Annotated in this window: 14 protein-coding genes; 10 read left to right on the top strand and 4 right to left on the bottom strand. The window is 61.7% G+C overall.

Features of this window, described 5'->3' with window-relative positions; translation table 11 throughout:
- Positions 1–5 precede the first annotated feature (5 nt).
- From VGL22_RS11765 to VGL22_RS11755, 3 genes are all read left to right on the top strand, one after another.
- Positions 6–3,317, top strand: a complete 3,312-nt coding sequence (locus VGL22_RS11765) for a family 78 glycoside hydrolase catalytic domain (protein WP_465267119.1) — start codon at positions 6–8, stop codon at positions 3,315–3,317.
- 82 nt (positions 3,318–3,399) lie between these two features.
- Positions 3,400–4,437, top strand: a complete 1,038-nt coding sequence (locus tag VGL22_RS11760) for an L-rhamnose/proton symporter RhaT (RefSeq protein WP_465267118.1) — start codon at positions 3,400–3,402, stop codon at positions 4,435–4,437.
- Positions 4,438–4,538: 101 nt separating this feature from the next.
- Positions 4,539–6,665 (top strand): RecQ family ATP-dependent DNA helicase, encoded by a 2,127-nt coding sequence (locus VGL22_RS11755; RefSeq protein ID WP_465267117.1) that lies wholly within the window; start codon positions 4,539–4,541, stop codon positions 6,663–6,665.
- A gap of 43 nt (positions 6,666–6,708) precedes the next feature.
- Here VGL22_RS11755 and VGL22_RS11750 read toward each other — a convergent pair whose 3' ends face one another.
- From VGL22_RS11750 to VGL22_RS11735, 4 genes are all read right to left on the bottom strand, one after another.
- Positions 6,709–7,410, bottom strand: coding sequence for a hypothetical protein (locus VGL22_RS11750; RefSeq protein ID WP_465267116.1), 702 nt, complete (start codon positions 7,408–7,410; stop codon positions 6,709–6,711).
- A gap of 1 nt (position 7,411) precedes the next feature.
- Complete coding sequence (locus VGL22_RS11745) at positions 7,412–8,869, bottom strand: metallophosphoesterase (RefSeq protein ID WP_465267115.1); 1,458 nt, start codon at positions 8,867–8,869, stop codon at positions 7,412–7,414.
- A gap of 86 nt (positions 8,870–8,955) precedes the next feature.
- Positions 8,956–9,486, bottom strand: coding sequence for a peptidylprolyl isomerase (locus tag VGL22_RS11740; protein ID WP_465267114.1), 531 nt, complete (start codon positions 9,484–9,486; stop codon positions 8,956–8,958).
- Positions 9,487–9,567: 81 nt separating this feature from the next.
- Positions 9,568–10,314 carry a peptidylprolyl isomerase gene (locus VGL22_RS11735; RefSeq protein WP_465267113.1) on the bottom strand — a complete coding sequence of 249 codons (747 nt, stop codon included), beginning with the start codon at positions 10,312–10,314 and terminating at the stop codon, positions 9,568–9,570.
- Positions 10,315–10,380: 66 nt separating this feature from the next.
- Here VGL22_RS11735 and VGL22_RS11730 point away from each other — a divergent pair, with 66 nt between their 5' ends.
- From VGL22_RS11730 to VGL22_RS11700, 7 genes are all read left to right on the top strand, one after another.
- A complete protein-coding gene (locus VGL22_RS11730) occupies positions 10,381–11,925 on the top strand; it encodes a S10 family peptidase (protein ID WP_465267112.1) in 1,545 nt (514 codons plus the stop codon).
- A 136-nt stretch (positions 11,926–12,061) separates the two neighbouring features.
- Entirely contained in the window at positions 12,062–12,391 is a 330-nt protein-coding gene (locus tag VGL22_RS11725; RefSeq protein ID WP_465267111.1) for a PadR family transcriptional regulator, read from the top strand.
- A gap of 34 nt (positions 12,392–12,425) precedes the next feature.
- Positions 12,426–15,074, top strand: a complete 2,649-nt coding sequence (locus VGL22_RS11720; RefSeq protein ID WP_465267110.1) for an ADOP family duplicated permease — start codon at positions 12,426–12,428, stop codon at positions 15,072–15,074.
- Between the two features lie 100 nt (positions 15,075–15,174).
- On the top strand, positions 15,175–15,654 hold the full coding sequence (locus VGL22_RS11715) for a ferritin-like domain-containing protein (protein WP_465267109.1): 480 nt from the start codon (positions 15,175–15,177) through the stop codon (positions 15,652–15,654).
- Between the two features lie 553 nt (positions 15,655–16,207).
- Positions 16,208–17,704, top strand: a complete 1,497-nt coding sequence (locus VGL22_RS11710) for a sensor histidine kinase (protein ID WP_465267108.1) — start codon at positions 16,208–16,210, stop codon at positions 17,702–17,704.
- 229 nt (positions 17,705–17,933) lie between these two features.
- A complete protein-coding gene (locus VGL22_RS11705; RefSeq protein ID WP_465267107.1) occupies positions 17,934–18,584 on the top strand; it encodes a hypothetical protein in 651 nt (216 codons plus the stop codon).
- The coding region (locus VGL22_RS11700; RefSeq protein ID WP_465267106.1) for an esterase/lipase family protein at positions 18,581–21,919 on the top strand (3,339 nt) is incomplete at its 3' end. The genes VGL22_RS11705 and VGL22_RS11700, both read left to right, overlap by 4 nt.

Below are 21,919 nucleotides of genomic sequence, written 5' to 3'. Positions count from 1 at the left end.
AACCTATGACCCTTCGCGCCTTGAGCGGGATTGTGTGGGCAGTTCTGGGTACGACGGTGGCGTGGGGCTGCCTGTTCGGCGGGAGCGTCTGCGGGTATGCGGCAGGCGTCGCGGGCCCCGCCGATCTGCGCGTGGATAATTTGACTACTCCGCTGGGAATTGACGATACCGCGCCCGGCTTTTCGTGGCGCCTGGAGGATTCCACTGCGGGAGCGAAGCAGGCCGCGTACCAGCTGGACGTGTTCGTAGCTCCGGCCACAGTGCCCGGGGACAACGCGGTTGCGTTCTGGTCGTCGGGCCGCGTTGAGTCGGCACAGTCGGTGAACGTGCACTATGCCGGTCCGGCTCTCCAAGCTTCAACGCGCTACTACTGGCGCGTGACGGTGTGGGGCGAGGGCGGAAAGGCGTATCCGGCGGCCACGCCCACGTGGTGGGAGACTGGGTTGATGAACCCGGATGCCTGGACTGCGCAGTGGATCGGGTACGAGACCGCTGAGGAAGCGGCGGTTCGCCATGCCGGGACCAAGTGGATTGCCAGCCCTGAAGCCGCCTCCCTCATCGCGGAAAAGACGCTGCCGATGAAGTTCGCCTATCGCGCGGCCATACATCTTGACAAGCCGGTGAAGTCCGCAGTCCTGTACGCCACGGGGGAAGACACTGTAGCGGCGTGGGTGAACGGTACCCAGGCGCTGGGGGCGGCGCCGTTTCCGGCATGGCATCAGATGCCCTGGAAGAAGTTCGTGCGTGCTGACGTCACCGGCAAACTTGCGCAGGGTGATAACACGCTCGCGCTCGAGTCCGTGTTGTATGTGGTGCGGGCGGATGATCGCACGGGCAAGGTAAGTCTTCCGGCGCTGGTGGCGACGGTATTTGTGGAGTATGCCGATGGCAGCACCGGCACCTTTGTCAGCGGGGGCGACTGGAAGACGGCGACACATGCGGCGGATGGATGGCAGCAGAAGTCGTTTGACGACTCCGGATGGAAGCGAGCGGAAGAGGCGGAGCAGGTCGGCAATCCGTGGATACCGGATGCGGTGAAGGCGCTGCGGCATGACTTCAACGTGAGCAAGCCGGTGAAATCGGCGCGGCTCTACTCGACGGCGCTGGGCGATTACGAGATGTTCCTGAACGGCAAGCGCGTCGGCGAGGATTATTTCGCGCCGGGCTGGACAGACTATCGCGAACGCGTGGTGTACCAGACGCACGATGTGACGGCGCTGGTGCAGAGCGGGAAGAACGTGGTGGGCGCGCTGCTGGCGCCGGGTTGGTATTCGACGCCGCTGGAATGGTTTCAGCAGCCAAACAATTATGGTGTGACACCGCCGGCGTTGCGGGCGCAGTTGCGCATCGAGTATGCCGATGGGTTGGTGGAGTGGGTCAAGACGGACAGCCAGTGGTCCGGAGCCCCCTCCAACATCCTTCGCTCTGAGTTGTATGACGGTGAAACGCAGGATGCGCGAATCAATATAGCGGGCTTCTTCAACCCCTCCGCGGCCGTCGGCTACGCAAAACCCGTCTTAGCGATTGAGCCCAAAGCCATCGACATCGTCGCACAGGATTTTCAGCCGATTCGCGTGGAACGTGAGATGCACGCCAAAGGGGTGAAGCAGCCCAGCCCCGGCATCTACATCTACGACTTCGGGCAGAATCTTGCGGGTATCGAGAGGCTGCGTCTCTCCGGGCCTGCGGGAACGGATGTGCAGGTGCGATTCGCGGAGATCCTCAATGACGACGGCACAATGTATGTCGACAATCTGCGCACCGCGAAAGCCACGGACCACTTCATCCTTTCCGGCAAAGGAACGGAGGAGTTCACGCCGCAGTTCACGTTTCACGGCTTCCGTTATGCCGAGATCACGGGCCTGAAGACGGCGCCCGCCAAGGACGCGCTGACGGTGCTGGTGCTGCACACCGACGCCCCGTTTGCGGCGCAGCTAAAGACCGGCAACGAGATGATCAACAAGCTGTGGAGCAACATTGTGTGGGGGCAGCGCTCGAATTTTGTCGGGATCCCCACAGATTGCCCGCAGCGCGATGAGCGTCTGGGCTGGATGGCGGATGCGCAGGTTTTCTGGCGCACGGCAAGTTACAACATGGATCTGGCAGCGTTCTCGCGGAAGTTTTCGCGGGACATGCGTGGCACGCAAGCCGGAACGGCGATGTACGGCATTTATGCGCCGGGGACCGCGAAGGAGAACATGGGCTTTGGTCCCGGATGGAGCGATGCCGGCGTGATCATTCCCTGGACTTCGTGGTTGCAGACCGGCGATACAACTGTCATCGACGAGAACTGGGACGCGATGACGAAGTACGTTGCGGGGATCGACGCAGCCAATCCGGACGGACTCTGGAAAAACGAGGGAGGCACGCCATTTGGCGATTGGCTCGCGCCGGAAGGCCGCACCGACCAGGTACTGATTGCCACCGCGTCGTGGGCTTACGACGCGACGCTGCTGCGGGAGATGGCCCATGCTACGGGCCGCACCGCGGATGAGCAGAAGTATGCGGCCATGTTTGAGAAGGTTCGCGACGCGTTCCAGAAGCAGTTTGTTCACCCCGACGGAGTTGTTGCGGGAGCCGATCATGGGCCCAATCCCATGGGCGAGCGTACGCACGACACGAAGGCAGGCGTGGACGATACCCAGACCGGATACGTGCTGGCGCTGCACATGAATCTGTTGCCGGATGATGTGCGCGCCGCCGCGGCGCAGAAGCTGGTGGACAAGATCCAGGCGAACCACGGACTTCTCGGCACCGGATTTCTGGGCACGCCTTATCTGCTGGAGGAACTGACCAAGACCGGCCATGCGGATGTTGCGTATCAACTGCTGATGAACACGCAGTATCCATCGTGGGGCTATCTGATCGAGCACGGCGCGACGACCACGTGGGAGCGCTGGAACGGCGACGAGATGAAGAAGGACCCCAGCATGAACTCTTATAACCACTATGCCTATGGCGCGGTGGCTGACTGGATCTATCGCTATGCGGCCGGCGTGGATGCCTCGCCGCTGGATGCCGGATTCCACACGGTAGTCTTGCATCCGCAATTCGACAAGCGGCTGGGCTCGGTGGATTTCATGTATTCCTCGAGTTACGGGCCCATCCACTCCGCGTGGACAGTGGAGGGAACCAAGGTCAACTGGACTGTGACCATTCCTGCGAACACGACGGGGTTCCTCAGCGATGCGGAGAAGAAAGCGCTCGCCAGCGCACGCAAGTATGACGGACAGATGGAATCCGGCAAGGGGCCGAATGGCGAGGCGGGCGTAAAGCTGCAGCCGGGAACCTACGAGTTCACGGCGGAAGTAAAGTAGCAGGCGAGCGGCCGCAAAAGTCCCCTTTGCGTGCGTAACGCCGGGATTGACGGACAAAAGAGCAACACCAGAGCGAGGTCGAATGGCGAACATTGTTGCGGGGATCGGCTGGCATGTAATCGGCGCGGGTATGGCTGCGTCGTTCTATGCGCCGATTGAGAAGGTGAAGAAGTGGTCGTGGGAGACGACGTGGGCGGTGGCCGGCCTCTTCTCGTGGATTCTGCTGCCGATTGGCGTGAGCCTTATTCTGTTGCCTGACTTCACCGGATTCTACGCGTCAATCGATCCGCATCTCCTGCTGAAGATCGCGCTTTTCGGGGCCATGTGGGGCGTGGGCAATGTGAGTTATGGCCTCACGATGCGGCATCTTGGCATGTCGCTCGGCATCGGAATTGCGATTGGCGTGACCCTCATTGTGGGTACGTTGGTGCCGCCGATTATGGATGGTCAGGCCGCCATGCTCTTCACCACGCGCGGCGGGCTGTTCACCATGGCCGGCGTGCTGGTGGCATTGGTGGGCGTGGCTATCGTCTCGTGGGCGGGCCACAACAAAGAGCTTCAGCTCAAAGGGCACCTGGAAGAATTCAATGTGGGGTTCGGCCTTCTGCTGGCGGTGATGTGCGGCATCTTCTCATCCGGCATGTCGTTCGCATTGCATGCGGCGCAGCCCATTCAACAGGCGGCGATCGCCGTTCACGTGAATCCGCTGTACGCCATGCTGCCAAGCTATGTCTTCATCATGGGTGGCGGGGCCCTGGTCAACCTGGCGTATTGTTTCATTCGGCTTGTAGCGGTGAAGCGGCTCTCTCTGCGAGAGGATCTGAGCCAGCCCGGATCAACGCTGCGCACCAATGCGCTGCTGGCGGCAACGGCCGGCATCATGTGGTATCTGCAGTTCTTCTTCTACGCGTGGGGGGAGGCCAACATCCCTGGCAGCATGGCCTATGTGAACTGGATGCTGCACATGAGCATCTACGTGCTTTGCGGCGGGGTTGTGGGGCTGGCGCTGGGCGAGTGGGCGGGGATTCGCAGTGGGCTGACGCGGCTGCTGTGGGTAGGAATCCTGGTGATCATTGCGGCGGCGAATCTTGTCGGGGTGGGGATGGCTTACGGGCAGTAAGAGCGGGAGTTTATGCAAGGCGGCGGCTCTCCTGTAGAGTAAGGGAGACACTCACGCACAGGGAGCTACGCCTTGGACAGAGTGTTTGTGCCGGGCGCCGCTTGCAGAGTTCTTTTGTCCAATCCGCACCGCTGGTTGAGATTCTTCGCAACACTTTTGGTTTTCCGGCGTTCCGCGCCAACCAGGAAGAGGTTTGCCGCGCCGCCGTTGCTGGCCGCGACCTGCTGCTGGTAATGCCCACGGGATCAGGGAAGTCGCTTTGCTACCAGCTTCCGGCGCTGGCGCGCGGCGGAACGGCGCTGGTGATCTCGCCGCTGATCGCGCTGATGGAAGATCAGGTGGCGAAGCTTGCGGAACTCGGCCTTAAGGTTGCGCGGATTCACTCCGGCCTGGATCGCGCCGCGTCCCGCCAGGCATGCATCGACTATCTGAACGGCAGCCTGCAGTTTCTCTTCATCGCGCCGGAGCGGCTGCGGGTGCCGAACTTTCCGGAGATGCTGGCGAAGCGCCGGCTGGCGCTGATCGCGATTGATGAGGCGCACTGCATCTCGCAATGGGGACATGATTTCAGGCCCGACTACCGCATGCTTGGGCAGCACCTGCCGCACCTCCGCGCGGGAGAGAATCACTGCCCGGTGCTGGCGCTGACCGCTACCGCGACGCCCACGGTGCAGGCTGACATTGTTGCCCAGATCGGGATGGAGAATCCGGCGAAGTTTATCCATGGTTTCCGCCGCGACAACCTGGCGATTGAAGTGGTGGAGGCGCCGGTGCCCATGCGCGCGCAGATTGTGTGCGGACTGCTGAAGGATCCGGAGCGCCGGCCCGCCATCGTCTACGCGCAGTCACGCAAGCAAGCGGAGGCCCTGGCGGAAGAGTTGTCGCACCACGTGCGGGCGGCGGCGTACCACGCAGGCCTGGACGCGGACACGCGCGAGCGCGTGCAGACGGCTTTTCAGCAGAGGCAGCTGGAGGTGGTGGTTGCCACGATCGCGTTCGGCATGGGCATCGACAAGGCCGACATTCGAACCGTGATTCACGCCGGGCTACCCGCGACGCTTGAGGGCTACTACCAGGAGATTGGCCGCGCGGGCCGCGATGGCAAGCCCAGCCGGACGATCCTCATGCACAGCTATGCCGATCAGCGGACGCATGATTTTCTGCTGACTCGCGACTACCCGCCTGCGGAGCACCTGACCGCGGTCCACGGAATGTTATCGGAACAATCGCGCCCGGTGGAGGAGTTGCGCGAAGAGTCGAGCCTCGGCCCCGAGGAGTTCGACAAGGCGCTGGAAAAGCTGCAGATTCATGGCGGGGCTCACGTGGACTTTGGCGGGAACGTGACCGAAGGGAGGCCCGCGTGGAAGAAGACCTACGCCGTGCAGGCGGCGTACCGGCGGGAGCAGTTCGAGAAAGTGGTGCGTTACACCACCTGCAATGACTGTCGCATGTCCGCGCTGGTGCGCCACTTCGGCGACGTGGAGGATGCGAGCCGTTCATGCGGAACGTGCGACGTGTGCGATCCCGCGGGCGCGGTGCTGCGTCTGTTTCGCCGCGCCAGTGCGCGCGAACGCCATTGGGTGCAGGAGGTCATTGAGGCGCTGCGCGCCTCTGCTTACAAAACTCCGAAAGGATTGCGCGCAGAACTGCCCTGGGCCGATGCGCTCGATCGCGACGATTTCGAAGAGTTGCTTGGCGCGATGCTGCGCGGCAATTTGATTGCGGTTGAGGATGCGGAGTTCGAGAAGGATGGCAAGGTCATTCCGTTTCGCAAAATCAGCCTGACCGATGCGGGCATGGAAGTGCGCGCGAACACTCCGCTGAACCTGCTGTTGAGCGATGGGGTTGTGGAGGCATTCGGCGCACCTCCGGCGGCGAAGAAGAAAAAGCGCTCTGCGCCGGAGACCCAGGTTCAACCAGCCCGCGCAGGGAAAGAAGCTCCGGCTGTTTCAGCGGCGGCAGCGGTGGCCAAGCCTCGCGCTAAGGAGCGCGCGATCGTCGAACTCACCGGAAGGGCGGCAGACCTGGCGGTGCGCTTGAAAACGTGGCGAGCGGATGAGGCGAAGCGGCTCCGCGTACCTCCGTACCTGATTCTGCACGACAGCACCCTGAATGCGCTTGCCGCTCATCGGCCCTCGACACCGCACGACCTCCTGGCGATTGAAGGCATGGGGCCGTCGAAGGTGGGTCGGTTTGGCGAGGCGATTCTGGCGATGTGCAACGAATAGACTCGTCGAGCGTGCAGGGCAACCAACCGGGCCGCACAGTGACCTATTTCGCTTGCCTGAAGTTAAATGTGGCAAGGTTCATTTGCCCATTGGTCAGCACATGCACGGTAAGCACGTTGCGGCCGGCGTTGAGGTGAACGCGGGCGAGATCGCGTGCAAGGTTCCAATGATGCCATTGCCGCCAGGCCACCGGGTCGGCGGCGTCGTAAGTTGATGCGACCGGCAGCGCATCGGCTGTGCGCACGCCATTCACATCCAGCGCGATGGTCCCGCCGCGGTTCGAACTGTAGAGCAGATCAGTGGTGTAGTCGGCGGTTGCAGCCACGTCAACGGTGATGTTGAACCACTCACCGGGCTCGGTCCAGCCGACGTAGAGCAGGTTAGCGCCGGGCGTTACCCTGTCGTAGCGCGTGTCGTCAATTTGTGGATCGCGGCCGAACTTCGTATAGGAAGTGTCGACACCTTCGCCCATGCGAAATTCGTTGAGGTAGGTTCCATCAGCCGGGTTGAGCGCGCCGCTGCCGTTATTCTTCGCGTCGTCGTCGTGGTAGGCTACACCTTCGCCGCCGAGGTCGTAGTAAGCACACATCACCTTGCCGGGAATGCGCTGCGCGCCCCCGCGAACTCTGCTGTCCTGAAACTGAGTTCCCTTGTAGCTTGCAAGAAAGCCATGGTCCGCTGCGGGGTTTGCAGGCAACAGCCCGGCAACAAGCACACACAGGAAAAGCGCGCAGGTCTTCAGCATGCTAGTGGTTCCCCGGGCACGCGCAGTTGGAGAAGCTGGCGGCTGTCTGGTGGGACATGGTGCATACGTAGCCGGGCCACACCAGCGAGAGCAGCGGCACCGGGTTGCCGATGGAGAAGTTGCGGATATAGTTCTGGCTGGGATGCGTCCTGCCGTCATGGTCCACGGCGAAGTTCTGGACCAGGTTCCCTACGGCATCTGCTGAGAACGCGCTCTCAGCGTAAGCCGCGTGGTAATCGTATTGCGGATGCCATGCAATCTTGTCGCTGCCCGCAATCACCTCATAGTCAACCAGCGTGGCACTGGCTGGGTCGATCTGCGCCACTGTGAAGGACGGCAGGTTGCCATTGATGGGCGAGATGGCGGAAACAATCTTCACGGGGATTGCGGCTGACGCGTGGTCCTTCTCGCCGCTCTTCCTGGTGGATTGGAGCAGCTTGATTTCATCTTCATGTGTGTGTCCAAAGATGCCTAGCTTGATGGAATCCGCGGAGCCCTCCAGTTGCTGCGCGAAGCGATCAGACGAGAGAAGCATCTTGGGGGGCCGGCCGCACGGACCGCTGAGATGAGCGAGCGTCGCATACGCATCCACGCCCGGCGGGATGTGCGCCATGACCCAGACCTTCTGGTTGGCTTTTTGTGCTGCGCGGAGTTCGGCTGCGAGCCACGCATACTGCGCGTCTTCTCCGGAGGTGTCGGGGTTGCCGGAGCAGGCGGTGTGATGGTCGGAGAGAAAGACATCGTCGAGTACGATGAGCCGCGTGGAAACGAAGGGCGCGGGAAGCGTCACGCTGTAGCCTCCGATCTGAGCGAAGGAGGCAAGAGCGGCGGCGCGTTCACTGGATGAAAAGTGCTGCGTAACGGCTTGTGCCACTTGCTTGAGGAATGCGCTCCTGGCATCGATTTTGTAATCGCCGCAGTCGGAGTCGTTATTGCCCAGAGCCGTATAGAGGGGGACGCCGGGCGCGGCGGTTTGAAGCTGGTCGATCACGAAGCGAATGGTGTTGACGGTGAAGGCGCGGTAGTCCGCCGTTGTGGCGTGAGGAAGGAGCGTCTCAAATTTGCAGTCGAAGCCATGCGCCATCAGGTCGCCGCTCAGGGTGATCAACTTCGTTCCGGCGGCGTGCGTGCGGATCGCGTTGATGCTGGACTGGAGCAGCGGAAAGGACGTATCGGTTCCGCGGCTGTGGCAGGTGCGTTGGAGTGAATCGAAGCGCTGCTGTCGGCCGGGTGAATCGGGAGCGGCGAGGATTTTGCTCCAGGCCGTGAGGGGCGCGGCGGCGAGTTTTACGGCTTTCGCGGGATCCCAGAACGGATCGAAGTGAATGTCGCTGACGAACAGCGCCTGCACGGTGGGAGCTGCGGTGGAAGCGCCGGATTGCGCGTGAGCCGGCACTATCGGAGACGCGAAGAGTACCGTGAGGAGCAGCGCGAAGAACCACGCGGGCGAGACAGGCAAAATGCTAGATCGGGGAATCACCGGGCTCCAGTGGACCCGTCGCAGCAGCCCACAAAAAATGCGAGTTTGCCGCGACGGGTCCGGGCTCAGGCTACGCGTTCGATGGTGACCGACTCAAGAACAACCGGGGTGCGGGGCTTGTCCTGCGCGCCGACGGGCACTTTGGAGATTTTGTTGGCGATGTCCTGGCCTTCGACAACTTCACCAAAGATGGTGTGATTGCCGGTGAGCCAGGGTGTAGCGGCCACAGTGATGAAGAATTGGCAGCCGTTCGTGTTCGGGCCGCTGTTGGCCATGGCCAGCTTGCCGGCCTTGTCAAAACCGTGCGGGGAGCCTTTGGTCTCGTCCTGGAACCGATAACCGGGGCCGCCCATGCCGGTGCCGGTGGGATCGCCGCCCTGGATCATGAAGTCGGGAATGACGCGGTGAAAGATGGTGCCGTCAAAGAGCTTGTCCTGCGACTTGGCGCGCGTACCGGGATGCGTCCACTCCTTCTTGCCTTCCGCAAGTTCGATGAAGTTTTTCACTGTGACGGGCGCGTCGGCCTCGAACAACCGAACCGTGATCTTGCCTTCTGTCGTATTGAAGTGTGCGTAGGTGCCTGGTGCATTTGCCATTGGAAAACCTCGTCTGCGTAAGTTGAGTTGGGGGATGCCGGCGAGCGCGCCCGCCGGCAGACGGAGCAGGCAGAAAAGCTGTTACGGTTGCGGCTTCGCGGTGGGGACTGCTGCCTCGGGAGCAGCGGCGGCCGGCGCACCTGCTGGTGGCGGCGGAACGGGCCGACCCTCGGGCACGATGGTGACCTTGTTCAGGTAGACAGGGACCAGCGGCTTGTCATTCGAATTAGTCTGCACGCGCGCGATGGTCTTCACCACGTTCACGCTCGGTTCGTCGCACTGGCCGAAGATCGTGTAGTGCTGGTTGAGCGTCGCGTAGGCGCCTTCCGTGACAAAGAACTGGCTGCCATTGGTGTTAGGTCCGCTGTTGGCCATGGCGAGGCGGCCGGGTATGTCAAAGTTCAGGTTCGGATCCAACTCGTCATTGAAGGTGAAGCCGGGATCGCCCATGCCGGTGCCTGTGGGATCGCCGCCCTGAATCATGAATTCAGGAATGACGCGATGGAACGTGGTGCCGTCGTAATAGCGCTTGCCGTGGGTCTTCTTTTGCGTTGCAGGATCGACGTAATCCTTCGTGCCGTTGGCAAGACCGATGAAGTTGGCTACCGCCACGGGGGCTTGTTTTTGGAAGAACTGGCAGGTGAGGCGGCCCATTGACGTGTCGATGACGACGGTGGGGCCGTTGGGCTGGATGAGCGCGGCCTGCGTGGGCTGCGGGCCATCGGGCAGATCCTGCGCCGGTTGCGATGCCGGGGCGGTTGACTGTTGCGCCAGCGTGGATGCGCTCAGAGCCGCCACAAAGAAGCCTGCGAAGAACTGTGGTTTCATGCCGGTTCTCAGGGTAAATGATAGGCCGCGGGCGCTGCCACCCTGCGGGTGCGGAGGAATGTGGCAATGTATTCTCTTGCCATGGATAATTGCCGCTTCCCCGCGCGCGTTTCGCGCATTGCCTCGTTGGCCTGCGTTCTCTGCTTCAGCGCGTCATGCGCGATGGGAATTTCGCAGGGCGCTCCCGCATCCGGCGACAACAAGCCGCCCGCCAAGGAAGCCGAGAAGCCGGCGCTGCCGCCGCTCCCCGGACCTGCGCATGCGCAGCAGCAGATCACGATGGACGGCAAGCCGCTTAAATACACCGCCACGGTGGGCACCATTCCCGTGCGCGACAAGGACGGCAAGGTGGCCGGGCAGGTGGTCACAACGGCCTACACGGTGGAAGGCGAGAACCGGCCGGTGACATTTGCGCTGAACGGCGGCCCGGGCGCTGCCAGCGTGTATCTCAACTTCGGAGCCATCGGCCCCAAGCATATAAACGCTGGCAACGAGGGCGACAGTCCGTCGGATACGGTGACGCTTATGGACAATCCTGGCACGTGGCTGGACTTCACGGATCTCGTATTCATCGACCCGATCGGAACGGGATTCAGCCGCGCGGATGTGCCTGAAGATCAGCAGAAGAAGCTGTTTTTCTCAACCGAGGCGGACATTGAGTATCTGTCGCGCGTGATCTATGACTGGCTGGTGCTGAACAACCGGCTGCCTTCGCGCAAGTACCTGGTGGGCGAAAGCTACGGTGGATTCCGGGGGCCGCGCATCACGTACTATCTGCAGTCGCAGCTGGGTGTGGCATTGAACGGCGTGGTGCTGGTGTCGCCCTATCTGAACCCGTCGCAGGACGTGAACGAGGATATGTCGCCGCTGCCGTGGATGATGACGCTGCCTTCGATCACCGCCGCGCACTACGAGCGGGAGAAGAAGCTGACGCCGGAGGCGATGCAGGAGGTAATCAATTACACGCGCGGCGAGTATGCGAACACGCTGCTGAGGGGCCGGTCAGATGAAGCGGCGCAGCAGAAGATGATTCAGCGGGTCACGGAGATGACGGGGCTCGATCCGCAGTTTGTGAAGTACTCGGGCGGGCGCATTGAGACGGGAGCCTATCTGCGCGAAGTGCATCGCGAGGAGGGGAAGCTGGGGTCGGTCTACGATTCCAACGTGACTTCGTTCGATCCCTTCCCGTTTGCGCCGGAGCAGCGCGCGAATGATCCCATTCTTTCCAGCATCATCGCGCCGCTCACCACGGCGATGGTGGATTTTGTAACGCGGACGGTCGGATGGAAGGTGGACGCGCGCTACAACGCGTTGTCTTTTGACGTGAACCGGATGTGGGATCGCGACAACAGTCTGCGGCGCGGCTCAGTGCCGGAGTTGCGCGAGGCGGTAGCGGCCGATCCCAAGCTACGAGTCCTGATTGTTCACGGATGGAACGATCTGTCATGCCCATTCATGGGATCGGTGCTGACGGTGGACGAAATGCCGGTGATGGGCGATCCCACGCGCGTGGCGGTTCATGAGTTCCCGGGCGGGCACATGTTCTATACGCGGGAAAGCAGCCGGATGGCGCTGCGCAAGGATGTGATGGAGATGTTTCAGAAGCACTAGCCGACTGTGAACAGGTGGTCAGGTGATCAGTGGGCCCCGGAACGGAATAACCGCTCCGGGGCTTGCTGTTTGCGAGAAGTGGCCGGTCAGCCGACCCGTTGACTTTCTATCCCTAGTCAGTCTATACATAGAGTCTATGGGGAAACCGGATTTGCTTCCTGGGACGTTGGACATGCTGGTGCTGAAGACACTTGCGCGGGCGCCGCTGCATGGATATGGGATCGCGCAGTCAATCAAGCGCATGTCGGACGATGTGCTCACTGTGGAAGAGGGCTCGCTCTACCCCGCGCTGCAGCGGCTGCTGGTGCAGGGGCGGGTAGTGGCCGAGTGGAAGATGACGGACACCAACCGACGTGCCCGCTTTTACACGCTGACCGCCGAAGGGCGGAAGCACCTGGGTGTCGAAGTTTCGCAGTTTGAGCAGATGATTGCCGCCATTGGGCGGGTGCTCGCAGAACAGTCGTAGCGGGAGCGAGACTCTCCCATCCCGGAGGTTGATTGTGAAGGCACTAGCTTCGTTGTTCAGGAGATTCTCCGTCCTGTTTTCGCGGAACCGGTTCCGCAGCGAACTGGACGAGGAGATGGCGTTTCATCGCGCGCAGGCCGAGGGGGAACTCATGGCGGCGGGAATGCCCGCCAAAGAAGCGCGCTATGCGGCGATACGCCAGTTTGGCAATGCGGCGCGGGTTCGCGAGCTGTCGCAGGAGCAGGTGAATTTTCGCGCCGAGACGGTGGTGCAGGATGCGCGCTTCGCGCTGCGCCAGTTGCGCAAGAATCCCGGCTTTGGCGTGCTGGCGATTGGAATTCTGGCGCTTGGCATGGGTGTGAGCGTGGCGATCTTCGGATTTGTGGATGCGGCTCTGATCCAGCCGCTGCCCTACGCGCAGCCAAACGGGCTGGTGTTTGTGACGGAGAGCGCGAAGATGATTCCGCGCGCAAATATCTCTCGCCCGGACTTCGAAGACTGGCAGCGGATGAACAACACCCTCAGTTCGCTCGACGTCTACACGGGAACGGGGTTTTTGCTGCACATGGGGCAGATTACGGAGCCGGTGGCGGCGCGCCGCGTGAGCGCGGGGTTCTTTGCAACGCTGGGCGTGAAGATGCTGCTGGGCCGCGACTTCCTTCCGGGCGAGGATCAGGCGGGGCGCGGCAAGATCGCGATTCTGCCCTGGAGCGTGTGGCAGAAGCGATTCAGCGGGCGGCAGGATGTGGTTGGGCAGAGCGTGAATCTGGACGGCAACGCCTACACGATTGTGGGCGTGTTGCCGCGGGAGTTTGTGTTTGCGCCGGCCCGCGATTCGCAATTCTGGGTTCCACTGCTGGACAGGACGCGCTGCGAGCAGCGGAGAAGCTGCCACAATCTGGACGGAGTGGGCCGCCTGCGCGCCGGTGTGACATGGGAAACGGCACGAGCCGATATGCAGCGGATTGCGAGTCAGCTTGAGCGCCAGTATCCAGATTCCAATCGTGACCAGGGCGCCTTTGTGGCGCCGCTCAAGGAAGTGCTGATTGGGGATGTGCGGCCGGTTCTGTTGATGCTGCTGGGCGGCGCAGGGCTCCTGTTGCTGATTGCCGGCGTGAACGTGGCAAGTTTGCTGCTGGTGCGCTCCGAGTCGCGGCGGCGCGAGATTGCGGTGCGCGGTGCGCTGGGCGCTACGCGCGTGCGGCTGGTGCGCCAGTTTGTCACAGAAGGACTGCTGCTGGCGTGCGCCGGCTGGGCTGCGGGGATGGGGGTGGCTGCGTGGTTCATGCAGGCATTGCGTCACCTGGTACCGGGCTCAGTGGTGATGCGCCTTCCGTTTCTTGATGCTGTGGGGCTGAACGCGCACACGGTGCTCTTTGCGGCGGCGGTGGCAATCTTCTCCGCGGTATTGCTGGCTGTTACACCGGCGCTGCGCCTTGGCCGCGGCGACAACCTTCACGGCTCGCTGAGCGAGGGAGGACGATCGAGTGCGAACCGCTTCTGGTCGCGGCTGGGCGGCAACCTGGTGGTGGTGGAGATCACGATTGCCGTGGTGCTGCTGGCAGGCGCAGGACTGCTCGGAAAGAGCTTCTACAAGCTGCTGCATGTGGAGAACGGATTCGACACCAGCCACCTTGCAACTGCAAACGTGATGGCGCGCGAAGACCTGTACAAGTCCCCGCAGCAGAGGGTGGCGCTTTATCAGGAGATGGAGCGCAGGCTGAGCGCATTGCCGGGAGTGCAGTCTGTGGGCCTGACGACCGATTTGCCGTTGCAGTGCAATTGCGACACGGACTGGATCCGGATCAAGGGCAAGCCGTTCCATGGTGAGCACAACGAGGTCAACGAGCGCGAGGTGAGCTGGAATTACCTGCCGACGCTCAAAGCGCGCCTGATCCGCGGGCGCATGCTGAGCGAGCAGGACAGGCTGGATACTCCACAAGTGATGCTCATCAACGAGGCGTTAGCGAGCAAGTATTTCCCTGGCGAAGATGCCATCGGGCAGATGGTCGGCGAGGGTGACTTGGCGGCCGATTCCTTGCGCACGATCGTGGGCGTGGTGGCGGATGTGCGCGAGGGGTCGTTGGACGCCGACATCTGGCCGACGGAATATCGCACCCTGGAGCAGAATCCATCGTCTGGCTTTGCCGTCGCGGTTCGCACCGCGCAGGACGAAGGCGCGATGCTACCGGCGATTGTGAGCACCCTCCGGAGCATCGATCCGAACCTCGGTGTGTATGGCGAAATCACGATGACGGGCCAGATGGAATCGAGCCAGGAGGCTCTTCTGCATCGCTTCTCCACGGTGCTGGTGGGAGGATTCGCGGCCCTGGCTCTGGTGCTGGGAGTGGTGGGCCTGTATGGGGTGATCGCATACTCGGTGAGTCAGAGGACGCGCGAGATTGGCGTCCGGATGGCGCTGGGGGCGCAGAGAAGCTCTGTGTATTCGATGGTGATGAAGCAGGCCGGAGGTCTGACGGCGATCGGGCTTGGCCTGGGGATTGCCTGTTCGATTGCGGCATCGCTCTCGATGCGCAAACTGCTCTTCGGGGTCGCGGCATGGGATGTGTCGACGCTGGTTGGAGTGGCGGCGGTGCTGGGTCTGGCGTCGATGATGGCCAGCTTTATCCCGGCACGGCGTGCAGCATCGGTGAATCCGAGTGACGCCTTGCGGGCGGAGTGAGCGCGACTGACGAGGAATTGGCGATAGCGCGAGTGTCCACGGGACGGCTAATTTGCATCTAAATACCCGTCTTGCACTAGGAAAGGGGACTTTCGCCACAATGCCGGATAAGAAGAACGACCAGGATCGGCAGCACGCCATTAAGGAACTTGTCGACGCTCTCAACGAAGATCTCTCACGCGAATACCAGGCGGTGATCGCTTACACCGTCTACAGCAATGTGCTGCGCGGCGCGCAGTACATGAAGATTGCCGATGAACTGAAACTGCATGCCAGCGAAGAGCTGCAGCATGCCATGATCATCGCTGACCAGATTGATTACCTGGGCGGCATGCCGACGGCCACGCCGAAACCGGTGAAGCTCAGCGACAAAGCCGAAGACATGCTGCGCTTCGACCTGGACAACGAGACGGAAACCATCAAGAACTATCGCCAGCGTGTGAAGCAGGCCGAAGCTGTGGGGCATTTTGCGCTGGCTGAACAACTGCGCAAGATCATCTCGCAGGAGCAGGAACATCAGCATGACCTGGCCACCGCGCTCGGCATCGACGTGCCTGACGTGTTCTCCCAGGGAGCGTAATCTCTCCCCATTCCAGATAGCGCATGACGGGTCTTGCATGTCACACCTGCGGACCCGTCGCGCATTTTTAACAGGATCAATGCCGCAGTGAGATCTTTCGCCGGGACGCGGTTTGATCCGTGTAGCGCCACTGCCTTTTCAGGCTAGGGTGCAAACACGCGCCTGTCAGGCGCGGCGCTGATCATCCCCCCGCAAGCTGCCATCACCGCCTGCGCACCGGCTAAGCCCGGCCGGGAGCAACTTGCGTCCAGAATCCAAAGCATTTGCACCACTTCCCACGGCGCCGATTTCGGAGTCGGCGGGAGGGCCGGCGCTATTCATCTGTGCCAACAACTTACGTGCGGCACCTGCGCGGGATTGTCTGAATCCGCGCTCTTGGTCCTGCTAACATGGAACATTCCCAGAGGTGGCTCAGGATGCGCACGCAAATGGGGGACGGGCAGTGCTAAAGGTGGTTACTCCTTCTCGTGAAGGCCTCCTGCGAGAACAGTTAAGCTTCGAAACACTTCTCTCGGAGATCTCTTCCCGGTTCGTCAGTATTCCTTCAGACAAGGTGGACCTAGCGATTGAAGACGCGCTGCGAGTGATCTGCAACGCTCTGGGTGTCGATGAGTCCACAATCTATCTTCGCGACGCCAACGATCCCGGCATCTTTGTACTGAGCTATGTTCTGCGCGATCCCGAGCTTCCTCCTCCGCCCAAAACGCGGTTTACGGCCGCGGAGCATTTCCCCTGGTGCAATAAGAAACTGATCGCGAATGAGATTATCTGCCTGCCAGATACGAGCGCAGCGCCCGCTGAAGCGGCGATCGACAAAGCCTCGTGGAAGAGATACGGCATCTGTTCCGCGCTGGTCATTCCGCTCAGGGCAGGGGGCGGTCATCCCTTAGGGTTCTGGGGAATAGACAGCACCACGGAGCAGCGCGACTGGCCGGAGCCGATCCAGAATCGTCTGAAACTGATTGCGGACGTTTTTGCCAACGCGCTGGAGCGGGCTGACCGGGAGCGAAGGCTGCTGGAGAGTGAAGCGAGGCTGCGTCTGGCCTCGAACATCACCGGTGCGGGGTTCTGGACCATCGATGTGAACACCCACTTCATCTGGGCGACGCCCAAGCTGGAAGAGCTCTTTGGCATCTCCCCTGATGAGCTCATCGACGTTCCCAGGTTCCTTGGCCTTATTCATAGCGAAGAGCGCGATCTGGTAAAGAATGCGATCGACTCCATGGTGGCGGGGCAGGAGGTTGCGGTGGAGTATCGCATTGCCCAGCCCAGCGGATCATTTCGCTGGGTCATGACTCGGGGCAGTCGCTATCAGTTTGCTGAGTCCGAGCCCGTGCTCATGGGCATCACGATCGATATCACGGAGCGGCGCAGTCATGAAGACGCTCTGCGTGGTGTAACGGGCCGTTTGATTGTGGCACAGGAAGAGGAACGAAAACGCATTGCGCGCGAGCTTCATGATGCTGCTGGTCAGCAGATCGCTTTGATTGCGATGCAGGTGCAACAATTGCACTCCACTGCTGAAGACGCGGGCCACCGTAACGCGGTGGAGCAAGTCGTCACGGACATTCAGAAGCTGTCCGAGTCGATCCATGCGCTGTCGCGCGAGTTGCATTCCTCGAGTCTGGATTATCTGGGGCTCGTTCCGGCTATAAGCGGATTGTGTCAGCAGTTGCGCCGCAGTCACGAACTGGAGATCGATTTCACGTCGAGCAACGTGCCGAGGAACCTTCCCTCTGAACTGCGCCTCGCTGCATTCCGAATCACGCAGGAGGCATTGCACAATGCGCTCAGGCACAGCGGCCAGAAGCGCGTGCAGGTGAACCTGGAGGGCGCGCCCGATCACATCCAGCTTGCTATCCGTGACGAGGGCGCAGGGTTTGATGTGAATGAAGCCATGCAGGGGCGTGGACTTGGTTTGATCAGCATGCGTGAGCGTGTGTTCGCCCTGAAGGGGCAAATCACCATGCGCTCGCATTTGGGAAAGGGAACTGAGATTCGAGTCTACCTACCCATTGTGACTGCAGACGCGCCCCATCGCGACAACTGAAAATCAGCCTGCACTGCCGCTGTCACGAAATGATGCTGCCGCCCACTTGTACACAATGCGCGGCGATTCTCAACGTCTCTGAGATGCAATTTTCTATTGACTGGGGCACCGCGAACTTGTAATCGTTCAGGCACTATTCGCATTGGGAGTCCTGGTCGCGATCCCCCTTAAGGCCCGCCGACAGGACATCTTTCCCCGGGTTCAATCTCAAGCGCACGGGAGCTTCCCCATGGGCACAGCCGTTCTGTTGCTGCTCGTCATATTTCTACTCGTATTGCTGGCGGGAATTCTTATCGGGATGTGGCTTGCACGGCGCGCCGGCAATGGTCAGCCGCCTCCGGCGCCCTTGCCGGGTCCGTGTCCGCCTGAGCACAAGATCCCTGACCGACTGGGGGAAGCCGATGTGACTGCCCAGGTGGCAGTGCGGCTTGCGGGTTCGCCTGCCAATGGAGTGCCGATTGCGCCCGCTTCCGGCAGTGCGCCTCCTGCGAAAGTTGTCTGGATTGATCACGGCAATGAGGTGCTGGTACATCTCGACTCCGCCGCGGTGCAGATCCTCGATCGCGTGGTAATTGTCTCAGTGGATCTGGAGACCGATCAGACCGGCCGTACGCCCCTGGTGTGCAGTTTTGCGGTGGGTGGCCCGGGTGAATTAGGAGGCCTGATTGCTGCGACGGATGATTTGCCGCGCGGGCTTGGTTCGCTCGCATCCTGCTGGGGACAGCAGCTTCAGAGCGCAGTGTGGTCGAGCCTTATGAGCCTGGCAAGTGACCACGCAACGGAGCGAAACCTGACGCCGCGCGGACTTGCGGCTTCTGCCGGCACTCTCCATCTCACAGCCGGAGAAGCATTGACGCACGCAGCGGGAGGCGCGGCATGAGCGATCCCCAACTTGGCAACGAAGTCCTCGACCTGGGAAAAGCTATCGGGTTGTTCAACGATGGCGGCGGGTTGAATGCTGACTGGTTCGGCAATCCCCTCACTCACATTGAAGCGATTTTCACCGACGACACGCAGCGGGCGGCGTTTCTGCGCGTGCTGGACGCTTTGCTGGCGCCCGCGACTCTTCCTGACCTTCCTGATCATGAGACGTGGCACCCGCTGCTGAGCGATCAGACGCGCGGAAACGCGTATCTGACAGTAAACACCGCCAGCAATCTTACGTTTGGATTTGCCGGCGATTTTCATTCCACCGATGGACCCACGCCGCTAGCCTCCTTGCGTGCGCATCTGCCCCTGCTCAGCATTGTTGGCGGCAATGCGCATGCGGTGGCCGGAACGCCCGATGGGCCGCTGGAACTCAGCTTGCGCATTCGCCTGGGCCTTCACTTCGGCGCGGACCCCATCGGTCTCGACGAGGTCGTGGTTATTGCCGGCCTGACGCCGTTTGGCGGTGCGCAGCCGGCGGCACTGACGGTGGAACTGCAGGGCCTCCAACTCGACAACACGGGCAAGAGGAACGTCTTTCTCGATCCGTCCAACCTGGGATCGGAGGCGGTTCACCTCATCGTCGCTTTCATGCAGCAGCAATTGCATGCGCTCGGTGGAAGCGGAGGCGCGACGGGTGCGGTCGCGGATCATCTGCTGCCACTGCTGGGCTTTGGAGACGCGGCAATCCCGCAGTTTCCATTTGCGCAACTTGGAAACCCTGCGGCGCTTAACCAGTGGTTTGCCTCGCTGCTGCAAGGCGGAGCGACGGCACCCATCGCCGCATGGATGCAGCACTTCGCACGACTGCTTGGGAATGCGGCAGCCACTGCGGCAGGGACCGGCACTGAGAATGACCCGTGGGTCGTTCCCATCGTTTCGTTCGGCGCCGCGGCCGGCTCCGGACTCAACATTTCTCTCGCGACCAAAACGGTTTCATCCATCACATCTCTCTTGCTCGGGCTGCAGGCGCGTGTGATCCCGTCCGGCCCTAATCCGCCCCTGCGCATTGAAGGCAATGCAATTCTCGCCTCCATTCCGATCACAGGCGCGAGCTCCGCATCGGTGCTGCCCTCGGTGTCTGTCACTGCGACTGCTCCGGGTGCGCTTGGTGCAGGCGCGCTGGTGAACACGCCCACAATTGCAGCGCAGTCCCTGCGGGCGGGATTCACATGGACGGGAAACTCTCTGCAGCCAATGCTTGAAATCGACTCCGTGGACTTCACGGTTGCCGGCACAACAACGCATTACGCCAGGGTAGACCTCACGAATGCGGACAGCGTAGCGAGCGATCTGTCAGCTACAGTAGGCAACCTGGTTGCAAGCTATCTGGGAACGAGCGGTCCTGGGCGCCATCTCGCTGCGCTTATCGGTGTTGTTCCACCCGCGACCGATCCCGCATCGCCGCATCACCTCGACTTCGTCCAGATGGTGTCGAACCCCGCGCGTGCCATCGGCGCATTTCATCGCGCGTTGCTGCTCGATGGAGCGCACTCGTGGTCGCATCTGCTGGAGGAAATCGGCGGGCTGGTTGGCATCGCGACCGCAGTCACCGGCGCCGGAACACGCAACGATCCGTGGGTGCTGGAGCTTGCGCCTGCTTCCGGCTTCCATGTGGAGATTGCCGCCTGGAATGATCAAGGCAGCGGTGTCGCGAGCGATCCGCAGAAACTGCGTCTCGGCCTGCGCGCCTCCTTCGCGCAAGCTCCGTTTGATGTTTACTGGCTCAGCGAGCTCCTGGCTTTTGATCTTCCGCAGGGCGGCGCCGGAACCGTCTCGCTGATGGCAGGGCAGCATGCCCACGTCGGTATTCAGCCGATTCCGGCGATTCCGGATGTAGCGGGCTTGTCTATCTCGGTGGGCGATCTGGCGGCAGACATGGTGTTTGTCCCCGGCTCGCCGCTGGCATGGACGGCCGGCATCCACAACGTCGCGGTGTCCTGCGCGGGCAGCAGCGTCAACGTTCCGTTCGTGGGCTTCCCAACTGCGGCGCCGTTCGATGTATCGAATCCCGTTGCGATCGCCGCCGGTTTGGGGATCACGGTCCCGAACCTCGAGCTTCTGTTGCGGCTTGTCCTTGCGCGTGCCGTTTCTTCATGGGGCGGCGTGCCGGCATATACGCTTGCCGGCCTGTTGGGCATTCACACAGGACTCGATCGGCTGCCTTCCGATTGGCCGACCCTCGCCGACCCCGGCGCATCTGGATCACTCCTCAGCGATCCGTTTACGGCCGTGCGCAACTGGCTGCAGGCGCTCGCTACGGGTGTGTCTTCCGCTGGCGAAGCGTTTCTCCCGCAACTGTTCCCGTGGCTGCGCGGACTGTTGGCGGATGCGCTGCCTGACATCCCCGGCAATCCGCTTGGAGATTTCAGCCTGCCGATTACGGGTGCGGGCACCTATGAAGATCCGTGGGTGCTCCCTGTCACAACCACAACCAGTGCCGGCGTGGATGCATTGCTGTGGCTCGAGCCCGCAGGTCCGCCGCCCTCCTGGGCGAATGCATTTGTGAGCGCGGCCGCGGGAGCCGCGGATTTCTATAGCTTTTTCCAGACTGCGCAGTCGGTCGCGGCCTTCCTCCCCGCACTCAGCGATGGGATATACAACAACGATCCGATTCTTCTTGCATCCGCGTTGAATGATCTTTCCGCTTTGTTCGCAACCGGCGACGGCATTGCGCACCTCGCCTCGCAGGTGCCCGCCAGTCCCAACTGGACGGCCGGCAGCACTCTCGCCAGTGGGCACGATAAGCAGCCTTTTGATCCGCAGGCGATTGCGCAAATTCTCGCGCAGGTCGACACCATGGCCGGCGGCAGCGGCAGCGCGCGTACCGTGTTGCTACTGGGCCCGGCGTTCAGCGACCACACCATCTGGAATGCGCTTCTCGCAGATCCAGCCCGCCACGGAAACACTGCTGCGGACACAAACTTCAATCTGCGCGTTGCCGGCCTCGATCCGTCCGCGGTGGATCTGACTACCGTTACTGCGCAAGCATCGTGGTACACCGCGGATCTGCAGGACGACGCGACCGGCAATACCGATTCGCTGGTTGCCCAAATTGGCCGGCTGGTTGACCGCGTGCAGCAACTTAATGGATCGACGCCGGTCACATTGGTCGCGCACTCCACGGCGGGCATCGCGGCGCTGAAGTACACCCAGGCGCACGCATCACTGATTCAGGGGCTCATCACAGTCGGGACGCCGCACCTCGGCTCCAGCCTTGACTCGCTCGCCGAGACGCGCATTGCCGATGCGCTGCGCGTAATCAAGTTGCTGCGAGACCTGGTCGCC

This window comes from Occallatibacter sp. (assembly GCF_036502485.1).
Lineage (GTDB): Bacteria > Acidobacteriota > Terriglobia > Terriglobales > Acidobacteriaceae > Telmatobacter.
The sequence above is the reverse complement of the archived record's forward strand: the minus strand, read 5'-3'. Positions and strand labels throughout refer to the sequence as shown.

Bases quoted from the DNA above. Each gene is read 5' to 3' on its own strand.
- VGL22_RS11765 (WP_465267119.1), top strand. From the start codon at position 6: ATGACCCTTCGCGCCTTGAGCGGGATTGTGTGGGCAGTTCTGGGTACG.
- VGL22_RS11760 (WP_465267118.1), top strand. From the start codon at position 3,400: ATGGCGAACATTGTTGCGGGGATCGGCTGGCATGTAATCGGCGCGGGT.
- VGL22_RS11750 (WP_465267116.1), bottom strand. From the start codon at position 7,410: ATGCTGAAGACCTGCGCGCTTTTCCTGTGTGTGCTTGTTGCCGGGCTG.
- VGL22_RS11740 (WP_465267114.1), bottom strand. From the start codon at position 9,486: ATGGCAAATGCACCAGGCACCTACGCACACTTCAATACGACAGAAGGC.
- VGL22_RS11735 (WP_465267113.1), bottom strand. From the start codon at position 10,314: ATGAAACCACAGTTCTTCGCAGGCTTCTTTGTGGCGGCTCTGAGCGCA.
- VGL22_RS11730 (WP_465267112.1), top strand. From the start codon at position 10,381: ATGTATTCTCTTGCCATGGATAATTGCCGCTTCCCCGCGCGCGTTTCG.
- VGL22_RS11725 (WP_465267111.1), top strand. From the start codon at position 12,062: ATGGGGAAACCGGATTTGCTTCCTGGGACGTTGGACATGCTGGTGCTG.
- VGL22_RS11715 (WP_465267109.1), top strand. From the start codon at position 15,175: ATGCCGGATAAGAAGAACGACCAGGATCGGCAGCACGCCATTAAGGAA.
- VGL22_RS11705 (WP_465267107.1), top strand. From the start codon at position 17,934: ATGGGCACAGCCGTTCTGTTGCTGCTCGTCATATTTCTACTCGTATTG.